The sequence below is a fragment of the Myroides sp. DF42-4-2 genome, from assembly GCF_030326445.1.
Classification (GTDB): domain Bacteria; phylum Bacteroidota; class Bacteroidia; order Flavobacteriales; family Flavobacteriaceae; genus Flavobacterium.
Genome location: NZ_JACAKI010000014.1, coordinates 24,453 through 33,834 on the forward strand (window position 1 = coordinate 24,453; position 9,382 = coordinate 33,834).

Here is a 9,382-nt window from a genome sequence, read left to right on the forward strand (position 1 = left end):
CTATTAACGCTAAAATCAAAACCTATGAGTAAAATTAAAAAACGAGGAAGAATTATTATTTATGCTCATGATGTGATGCTCATTACTGGGCTCAGCTATAGAACAGCATTGAGAATTTTAATTCAGGTTCGCCGACAGTTCCAAAAGCCTTCAGGCGCATTAGTGACCTGCAAAGAGTTTTGTTCTTACATGCATTTAGACGAAAATGAAGTGGTTAGTTTCTTGCAGTAATTCGGAAAAGGATAGGGTTTTGTTCGAGTCATGTTTGGGTCAGCTTCGGTAAATGGGCGATAAACCCGCGTAAATACATAGGTTTACCGAAGAAGATCCGAACAAAAGTAAAACCAAACCAAATAAACAATTGAATAACAGTTGTTTGTGTTGTTTTTTGATGGCAAAACACGCCCATTTGTGCTTTTGTTTACCCAATAGTGGCAAAACGCGGAAGGGGGTATTTCAGGTTAATTTCGACTGATGTAGGTTTGTATCGTATTCATGTAGTTTGTGAATAGCAAAAAACGATTGTAAAAAAATTAGTAACCCGTAAACAATGTAAATTATGGCAGAAATTAAAAGAGGAATTTTAGGTGGCCTAAGCGGCAAAGTAGGTACAGTAGTAGGTGCAAACTGGAGAGGGAAAAACATCATTAGGGTTGTTCCGCGAAAATCAGGAAAAAAACCATCACAGCTACAGCTAGAACAGCGAAGTAAATTCAAGTTGGTGTCTAATTTTTTACAGCCATTCAACGCACTATTTAGTCGCTATTTCGGTGCGGATCGAGGACTAAAGTCTAAAGTAAATTTAGCCTTATCCTATCACTTACAAGAAGCGATAGAGCCACAGGAAGATGGTTTTGCGATTCGATTTGACAAGGTCGTAGTAAGCAAAGGTAGTATACCAACCGTACCGATGAACAGTGTTACAGTAGAAAATGATAGCCTGAACTTCGCTTGGACCTCCGCTATGGCTTCAGGACTTGCAGCAGCGACAGATTTGCTCACTGTTGTGTTATACGAAAAGCAACAGAAAATCATGCGTATTTTTGAACGCGTGGTTAGTCGTGACGCAGCTGGTTTTTCTACACCACTACCCGAGGGCTTTGATGCTGCTAATTGCGTGAGTTGGTTCTTTTTTAGCAACGAGCGCGATACAGAATGTAGTACTAGTATTTTTCTGCCTATGGCTGAAGGAAACTAGTAAATCAAAAGGGATGTTCCAAGTGAACATCCTTTTTTTTTTCCCGATAGTACAGCAATCCGTGCCTTAGATTGCCTTAGTTTTTAATCGTGAGATAAAACTATTGGTTTCAATCTATAGCACAAGGACAAGCAAACACAAAGCAACGGCTATTCACAGCGCCTCGTTCATACCCCTAACAACTGGGGGATGTATAGCTATAGGCAGGGTTGCAAATCCGCACCATCGGATGAAGTTAAGTCTGTATTATTGAATGCGATTTTTAGATTTAGTAAGCAAATAGGCACAGATATTGATTAAATAGTAAATACCCAATCGCGCGATCGCGTTGACCCGATTGCGCGGATTGCATATCCGCACCATCGGAGTTTGCTTTTATTTTTAATAAATTAAATATGTTGGAAGATTTAATTAATGCCTCATATGAGTACGAAAAAGTAGATTATAATAAATATGATTTTATAAGTAAAGGTGATAAAGATATTCCTAAAAGAGTTTCAATAACACAATATCCTAATAAAGGACTAGAGAACTATTTCAATTTAGGTTTTGGAAATATTACTATTAGTGATGATGGAGATGAATCTATTTCTGATATGACCAGAGATAATAATAAGTTAGATAGAGATAGGGTTTTAAAAACAGTTTTTACTTGCAGTGTAGATTTTTTATCAAATAATCCTAATGCAATTATTACGTTTTATGGAAATACTTCTGCTAAACACAGAATTTATAAAATTGGTATCAATAATAATTTGTCATCAATTAGTGAGTTTTTTCATATCAAAGGTGGAATTATACATGATTTACAAATTGAAGAAACTAGAGAAAAAGGAAAAATTCCAATATCACAAATTAATGTACAACAAATAGAATATCAAGTTTATGATCCAAATAAAAGCAATCTATATAATTTCATAACGTTTGAATTAAAACAAGAATATAAATAAAAATATAATACATTTGTAATATAAAACAACATTATTATGGGAACAAAAATTAAAGATATTTTGAAGAAATCCGGTAAAAATGGAGAGGTTTTTTATAAAAATAAAGAAAAAAGAACTTCTTTTGATGAGACATTTAGTAAAAATAAAATGGAAATTGCATCAAAATTTATTGGAAGTAGTTCCGTTTTATTGGCAGAAAAATTAAACATTAAATAGCAAAAATACTAAGGCTATTTTATTCTTTACTAGTAAAATAGATTAAATATAAACCTCAATTTATTTGAGGTTTTTTAATTTGCTGTAAGGCCTACCTCTTAATCGCGTGGATTTGAAATCCGCACCTTAGTTTTTAATCGTGAGATAAAACTATTTGTTTCAATCTATAGCACAAGGAGGAGTTAATGGCTATATTTATACAGAAGTGAAGTACTGTAGCAATTAAAAAAGGAAGTACAGAGACGGAGAATAGGTTTGCTTTTAAGGCAGTAACTTAAGAAAGATCAAAATGATTGATATAGATAAAAACAAAGCGATTTTTGAAACTTTTAGCCCTAAGAGTGCTTTAGTCAAAAAGTATGTAGACTATTACTACCTGGATATAAAACCTCATAATGAGGTGAGAGAATATCAGTGCTTTCCCCATTATAACAACACTATTTCTATCTATGCATCGCATCAACTAAAAAGTGATGGTTCGATGGAATTTAAGGAAGGAGCAAATGATTATCAGATATTCACCCCTATTAGAGAAGATGTACTTCACGTAAGGCAAATAGGGAGGGTGCACAGAGTTGTAATTGTCTTTCACCCATTGGGGATACAGCAGTTTTATAGACATTTACGCTTTGTCCATCTGATTGAGAATTATAAATTTCTGGAGGAAGAAGAAGTAACAGAAGTTTTTGATACGACCAATGTGGAAACTTTGACTACCTTGTTAGATGCTTTATTGGAGAAGAGGTATCAACCATTTTCAAATGCTCTTTTAGAACAAACAATAGCGCATATCTTTAAGGGAGAGGATAACTTCGCTGTACAGGAATTAGCAGCTAGGCTAGGAGTGAGTAGACAACACCTAAATAGAGTCTTTAAAGCCAATATGGGGGTATCTCTAAAGCGGTTTTATGACATCTATTTGTTTCGAAAAACGGTAAACCAAAAGCTTTATATCGCTCCTGAAGAGAAGTTAACAACTATTGCTTGTCGCTTTAATTTTAATGACCAGTCTCATTTGATTAAAACCTATAAGGCGATGACAAATACTTCTCCTAAAGACTTCTTTCAGAAAGGAACTAAACTAGGAACTAAAGATACTTTTTGGCATCTAGAGCAATAGATGTTCCATTTGTACAATTTTATTAGTGTAATGTTGTTTAGTTTCGCCTTATTAAATAATTTGAAATATGAAGGGATATTGTGTTTTACTAGCATTTGTGTTTACTATAGTGTCTTTTGGACAAAATACATATTCAGCGTTAATCCAACGAGCAGATGACCTCCTAGAACAACATCAGGATGAACAGCGCAATAGACAAGCTTTTTCTCTTTATGAAAAGGCGTTTACGTTATTTCCTGACAGTATAACAACAGTTGATTTGTCAGAGATATCCATTCTAGCTTCGAAAGTAAAAGAATCAGACAAAGCCTTTTCTTATCTAGAAAGATTGATAAAGATAGAAGATGGTGAATATGGTTTTCCGGGTTGGCATAATCTAACAAATAAAAGGGCTTTAGCGTCTTACCAGAATCTTATAGATGATCCTAGATGGACTGCTCTGATGAGTGAAGCTAATGCGTTAAAAGAGAAGTTTGAGCAACAACTAAAAAAGTCAGAGGAAGAGTTCTATAGGGTAAAACCACCCAAAGAATTAACCGCTACTAATGGCAAGAAATTATATGAAGAGATGAAAAGGTATAATCCTTATCTCCCTAAAGCACAACGAGATTACTCCATCAGTTTTGTTGTAAATGATACAGCGAAGACTTCTTTCTTTATTCATTTACCTAAGAACTATTCAGCAGCGAAACAATACCCCGTTTTGTTCTTTTTGCATGGCGCAGTTAGATATAATACGCTTCAAGAGTTTCAAACCAAAGAACTTAATTTAGATGGATGGAATAGATACTATACGAAATATGCAGAGCTGAATGAGGTGATATTGATATTTCCAAGTGGGAGTAAGCAATTTAATTGGATGACCTCTACTGATGGCTTTTTTATGATTCCTGCGATGCTGAGCGAGGTTAAGAAGGCTATTAATGTAGATGATAACAAGGTGTTTATCTCAGGACACTCTAATGGAGCAACGGGTGCATTCTCTTACTTGATGAAAGACGCTTCTCCCTTTGCGGGATTCTATGGGTTTAATACTCAGCCTAAAGTGTTTACTGGTGGAACTTTTGTAGAGAATATAAAGAATCGTTCTTTTATCAATTTCTCTACGGATGAGGACTATTATTATCCACCTAATGCAAATGATTCTTTTACAGCGATGATGAATGGGCTAAAGGCAGATTATAAAGAATATCGCTATAACGGTTTTCCACATTGGTTCCCCGAGTTCGATGAGTCGGAGCCAGCTTATCAACTGCTGTTTAACGACCTTAAAGGCAGACAACGCAAGAGCTTTACAAATGAATTGACATGGGAATTTGATGACAATGCTAATGGAGCTGTAGATTGGTTGACTAATATCGAATTAGATACACTAAGCCCCAAAGCAGATTGGCACAAAGAGCGAAACTTTAAGATTACAAAATGGCTTGAATATGATAAAGCTGAAAATCTGCAAACGATAGAAGTAGATAAGGATGCTTTCTGGATGCCGCGAATGTCTGGAAAGGTTATTGCCCAGTATAAAGACAATGAATTTAGAATAGAAACATCTCGTGTTAAATCTTTAGCTATCGCTATTTCTCCTGAAATGGTAAACCTGAAGAACAAGGTTAAAGTGTATGTCAATGGTAAGTTGTATTATGATGAGAAGGTAGCGTACAATACTGCATTCATGCTAGACAATTTTGACAAGACTAGAGACAGAAAGACGATTTGGATTAATAAAATTGACGTTACCGTTGAATGAGATAGTAGAGCTAGTACATACTAGCTCTCTTTTTTGGAGTAAATTCCTTTAGAAGTGGCCTTTATCGCTAGTCCCAACTTTTGCAGCTGATACTACATAGGCTAAACCAGTACAACAACTAAACAAAAAAAGCCCTAACTTTCGTTAGAGCTTTTTGTCGGGGTGGCAGGATTCGAACCACTCCTCGTAAATATCTTTAAATCAACTAATTGTCTTGTTTGTAAAAAACCAACTCACCTAATAGCTCACCTTAGTAAATTAGGTTAAAATCAAATATAATGATTTTAAATGTATTAAAAAAGTACTAAAAAGTTAAATAATCATCTGTTTTTTTGATTGATGGAAGCGAATGTTTTAGTAAAAATATTAGTTTTAGCCTTTGTTCGTTTTTATTTTGTTTTTCAGTGTTTTGTTGTGTTTATTTTATATTATTAGTTAAATAGTCTGATTTGATGTATTTTGTTGTGAAATGATATACTTGTTATGGTATTATTGTGTTGTCGGGGTGTATATTTAGCTTTAATTATGTGTTTTTAGAAATAAAAGATAGTACTATTTTAACTCTCTTGGATAATAACTATAATTTTATTGTTCTCGAATTTAAATTTCATCTGTTCATGTTTTAAATTTGATTGTATTTCTTGATTAACTGTTTTAGGGAAGTATTTTATTCCAATATTATCGAAGAGTAAATTGAGACTCGAAGAAGATCCTATTTTAAAGTTTTTTTCTTGCGGTGAATTTAGATATTTTATAAATTCATTAATATTTAGGATATTGTTCTTTACTGTCCTATTCACTCGTTGTTCAAAATAGATATGATTATCAAGATTTTTCTTGGTAGTTTTTTACTTCATTAATAAATTTTTCATTTGCTAGTTCAGAAAATTTAATGTGCTATGAATGAATCACTTTTAAAATAAGTACGTGTAATCTATAATGGAATATTTAGCACTATCATCTTTATTTTTTTTAGAAATCATTTATTAATATATAATCTTTTTCATTGGTGTTTGCATAATAATATCATTCTCTATCTTCAAATAAGATGAAAATTTTATTATGGATGTGTATTTTATTTTTTCGTTTTGTTAATTAAACATTTAATCTTTTTTACAGGGAAGACATTATAGGATCCATAGATGTATAAATAATATTCGAATTGAGATTTTAGTGTTTTAATTCTGATTTTTTTTATTTTTTTTTTTCAAGTTCTACTATATATTCTTAATCAGGGAAGCAGTATTTGGTTTCTGTTTTCCGCGTTCACTGAAAAAATTAGATTAATATTCACGTATGTTGGAAATTTAATTTTTTGTTCAAAAACTTTATCATGTTTTACTTTAATATCTGATTTAAGAATTTTTGTAATTGATACGTTCATACTAATATTTTATATATCAAATACTGATTTTGGATTCGTTTAAATGTTTATCAATTTAGAAAGTAAAATTTTAATTGTCTTAATAATGAGATAGAGTATGTTTTTCAAATTTTATACTTTTTTATTAGTTAATCACATGTCCTTGTTATATAGGTTTTGATTTTTATATATTTTTTAACATCAAATTAAAAGAATGGCAAGGTATTTGATTTTTTGTTGATGAATAGGTTATCTAGTTAGCACTTAATATTTATTTGTAATTAATAAACCATAAGGATCATGAAAATAAACAGAATACTTTTAGGACAAAAAAGAATTCTTTTTTGCATATTTAAAAATATTATTATACTTCTTGTGCTTTTTGTAATACCGCATGTCTATGGTCAAGTAACAGTGACTAAATTTCCTTATTTTTTATCCCTTCAAGAAGGTGATAGTCCCCCTCCTGGTGTTTATTTACCAGGGGCGAATAACAAAGCTAAATTTACTAAAGAAGGTCTTTTTTTAACTGAGTTAAAACAATTTCAATTCGGGGCTATTCTTTTGCAAGATCTTGCTTTTAATTCCAATAACGGTATAGATGTGAGTTTTGAATTCAATATTTACGATGGCGATCAAGTGGGAACGGATGGGATTTTGATGTTTTTATATGATGGAGCAATTCCCAATGATCAAATGCACATGGGGGCCACAGGGCGTTCACTGGGATATATTTTTAGCAGAGCGGCAGAATCAGACAAGTCAAAAAGAGAAAAAGGGGTGCCTGGTGCATATTTAGGAATAGGATTGAATATTTCAGGAAACTTTAAAGTTCGAAATTTTGGTGGATCTGCGCGTATTAATGGTACAGATTTTGGCTGGCCAGGAGGAAGTATACAAGGAGCCAGTCACGTTACCTTGAGAGGGGCTGAGATGAAATTACCCGATTCCGATCCTTATCAAGGGTATCGAGGGTATCCCGTTCTAAAAACTGTTTCGACCTTAGCTGTAGGTGCTAAAGAAAGAGGTGGGGCAACTTTGTCTTCCAATGGTAAATATACGTATGAATTAGGAACGCAATTACCAGTAAATGAAACCTTTCATCTGCGTAATGGAGCAGTTGCGGATAATCAAGAAGATACCAATTTCAGAAAAGCATACATTAGCTTAGTTCCGCACGTGTTAGGGGGATTTGAGGTAACAGTAAAGATTCAACACGGAAAGGAAATAACCACTGTGATTGATCATTATCACTACAAAACGGAGGTGCAGTACTATGAAAATGCAGAGTCGTTAAATGGTGATTTTTCAACAATAGATCCAAATATGGAAGGAGAGCCTATACACTATACCTTAGATTGTACGGTGCCTGAAACATTTAAACTTGGATTTGCTGGTGTAACAGGTGGTAGAATAAATAAACATATGATTAGAAATTTGAGAATTTCTTTACCCTTTTCAGCAGAAGCAACGGATAAGCATTTTGAAGTGTGCGATACGTCAAGAAGTGTGTTTAATCCGCTGTTGAATGATTTAGCTTATTCAGGACATATATCAAATCCTATAGGATCAAACGATAACATAGATTTGTACTCTTTTACTTTTTATACCAGTGATTTGAAACCTACATCCAACCCATACGTTTATGAAGATGAAATAGGACATTGGCAGTACAGTCCAGAAACGGGATTCGTTACTTTTGAACCTAAGGCTTCCTTTCAAATCCAAGATGCTATGGCACGTTATACGATAAAAGGTAAAAATGGAGAAACAGGTGAACCATATGGGGAAGAAAATTACCGCTCAAATATTGCTACAATTACATTAATATCAAAAAGATGTTCATTGCCAATTAACCCCAATTTAAAAAATAAAATAAGACTCTCAATATCTAGCATATAAAAATCTTAAAATGAAATTAACATGAAAAGAAATATACTTTCCTTATTATTCGTATTCTCTACGAGCTGTATACTAGCTCAAGTGGGAATTGGTACAAAAAAACCAGATCCATCTGCACTTTTAGATGTTCAAGTAAATCAACAAGAATGGAAGGGAGTTTTAATTCCTAGAGTTCCCTTGACCTCATTGACAGATAATTCTTTTATTAATCACGGACGAACAGCCAACAGTTTATTGGTTTTTAATACAACAGAAAATAAAGAATTAAAAGCAGGTTATTATTATTGGTTTGAAACAAGTTGGGTTCGCCTTTTAACAGACCAGGATAGTATTGATCGATATTTTCCTAAAAATGAAGAGTTTGCAGTAGATTTAACTGAACAAATTTTATATTTAAAAGATTCTGCTCAAAATGTAGTGTCAGTTCCGCTTGCTGATATTAATTTACTGACGACACTTGAAAAAACAGGAAATGGAACTTATCGCTATACAGCAGAAGACGGTACACAAACAACGATTGATGTAATTGCAGATGTAATTAACAATATTGCTGAAATTGTGCAAGATACTGAAGTAGTAACGACTATATTGGAAAAAATTAAAGCCAATGGAAAGCCCTTAACAGGGGATGGCATTATTGCTGTATCTCAAGGGGAAAAAGCTGTTTTAACTCCTGTTCAATTGAGCATTACTGCACAAAGTATCACTACTGAAAAAATTAAACCTGGTAAAGAAGGGCAATTGTTAATTACCAATACTACAGGTGAAGTGCAATGGATAGATGCTACAGATGAAGTCATCAAAGAAATTTTGGCAGCAAATCAAGCGATTACACTAATCAAAGATTTAGGCAATGGAACGTTTATATACTATAACGAGTCTTGCT

Annotated in this window: 8 protein-coding genes; all 8 read left to right on the forward strand. The window is 33.2% G+C overall.

Annotated elements, in window-relative coordinates; translation table 11 throughout:
* The first annotated feature begins 24 nt into the window (after positions 1 to 24).
* Positions 25 to 231 (forward strand): hypothetical protein, encoded by a 207-nt coding sequence (locus tag HX062_RS11125; RefSeq protein ID WP_182626541.1) that lies wholly within the window; start codon positions 25 to 27, stop codon positions 229 to 231.
* A gap of 328 nt (positions 232 to 559) precedes the next feature.
* Positions 560 to 1,198 carry a DUF6266 family protein gene (locus HX062_RS11130; RefSeq protein WP_286467450.1) on the forward strand — a complete coding sequence of 213 codons (639 nt, stop codon included), beginning with the start codon at positions 560 to 562 and terminating at the stop codon, positions 1,196 to 1,198.
* 395 nt (positions 1,199 to 1,593) lie between these two features.
* Positions 1,594 to 2,148, forward strand: coding sequence for a DUF6934 family protein (locus HX062_RS11135; protein ID WP_286467451.1), 555 nt, complete (start codon positions 1,594 to 1,596; stop codon positions 2,146 to 2,148).
* Positions 2,149 to 2,184: 36 nt separating this feature from the next.
* Positions 2,185 to 2,364, forward strand: a complete 180-nt coding sequence (locus tag HX062_RS11140) for a hypothetical protein (RefSeq protein WP_286467453.1) — start codon at positions 2,185 to 2,187, stop codon at positions 2,362 to 2,364.
* A gap of 289 nt (positions 2,365 to 2,653) precedes the next feature.
* Positions 2,654 to 3,484 (forward strand): helix-turn-helix domain-containing protein, encoded by an 831-nt coding sequence (locus tag HX062_RS11145; protein WP_286467454.1) that lies wholly within the window; start codon positions 2,654 to 2,656, stop codon positions 3,482 to 3,484.
* Positions 3,485 to 3,551: 67 nt separating this feature from the next.
* Positions 3,552 to 5,231: an alpha/beta hydrolase-fold protein gene (locus tag HX062_RS11150; RefSeq protein WP_286467455.1), complete on the forward strand. Its 1,680-nt coding sequence runs from the start codon at positions 3,552 to 3,554 to the stop codon at positions 5,229 to 5,231.
* A 1,738-nt stretch (positions 5,232 to 6,969) separates the two neighbouring features.
* The gene (locus HX062_RS11155) at positions 6,970 to 8,496 is read left to right on the forward strand and encodes an L-type lectin family protein (protein WP_286467456.1); all 1,527 of its coding nucleotides are present in this window, start codon (positions 6,970 to 6,972) and stop codon (positions 8,494 to 8,496) included.
* Between the two features lie 21 nt (positions 8,497 to 8,517).
* A partial coding sequence (locus HX062_RS11160; protein ID WP_286467458.1) for a phage tail-like protein occupies positions 8,518 to 9,382 on the forward strand: 865 nt, incomplete at its 3' end.

Excerpts from the sequence above, each read along its gene's own strand:
- HX062_RS11125 (WP_182626541.1), top strand. The coding sequence starts at position 25 with ATGAGTAAAATTAAAAAACGAGGAAGAATTATTATTTATGCTCATGAT.
- HX062_RS11130 (WP_286467450.1), top strand. The coding sequence starts at position 560 with ATGGCAGAAATTAAAAGAGGAATTTTAGGTGGCCTAAGCGGCAAAGTA.
- HX062_RS11135 (WP_286467451.1), top strand. The coding sequence starts at position 1,594 with ATGTTGGAAGATTTAATTAATGCCTCATATGAGTACGAAAAAGTAGAT.
- HX062_RS11140 (WP_286467453.1), top strand. The coding sequence starts at position 2,185 with ATGGGAACAAAAATTAAAGATATTTTGAAGAAATCCGGTAAAAATGGA.
- HX062_RS11145 (WP_286467454.1), top strand. The coding sequence starts at position 2,654 with ATGATTGATATAGATAAAAACAAAGCGATTTTTGAAACTTTTAGCCCT.
- HX062_RS11150 (WP_286467455.1), top strand. The coding sequence starts at position 3,552 with ATGAAGGGATATTGTGTTTTACTAGCATTTGTGTTTACTATAGTGTCT.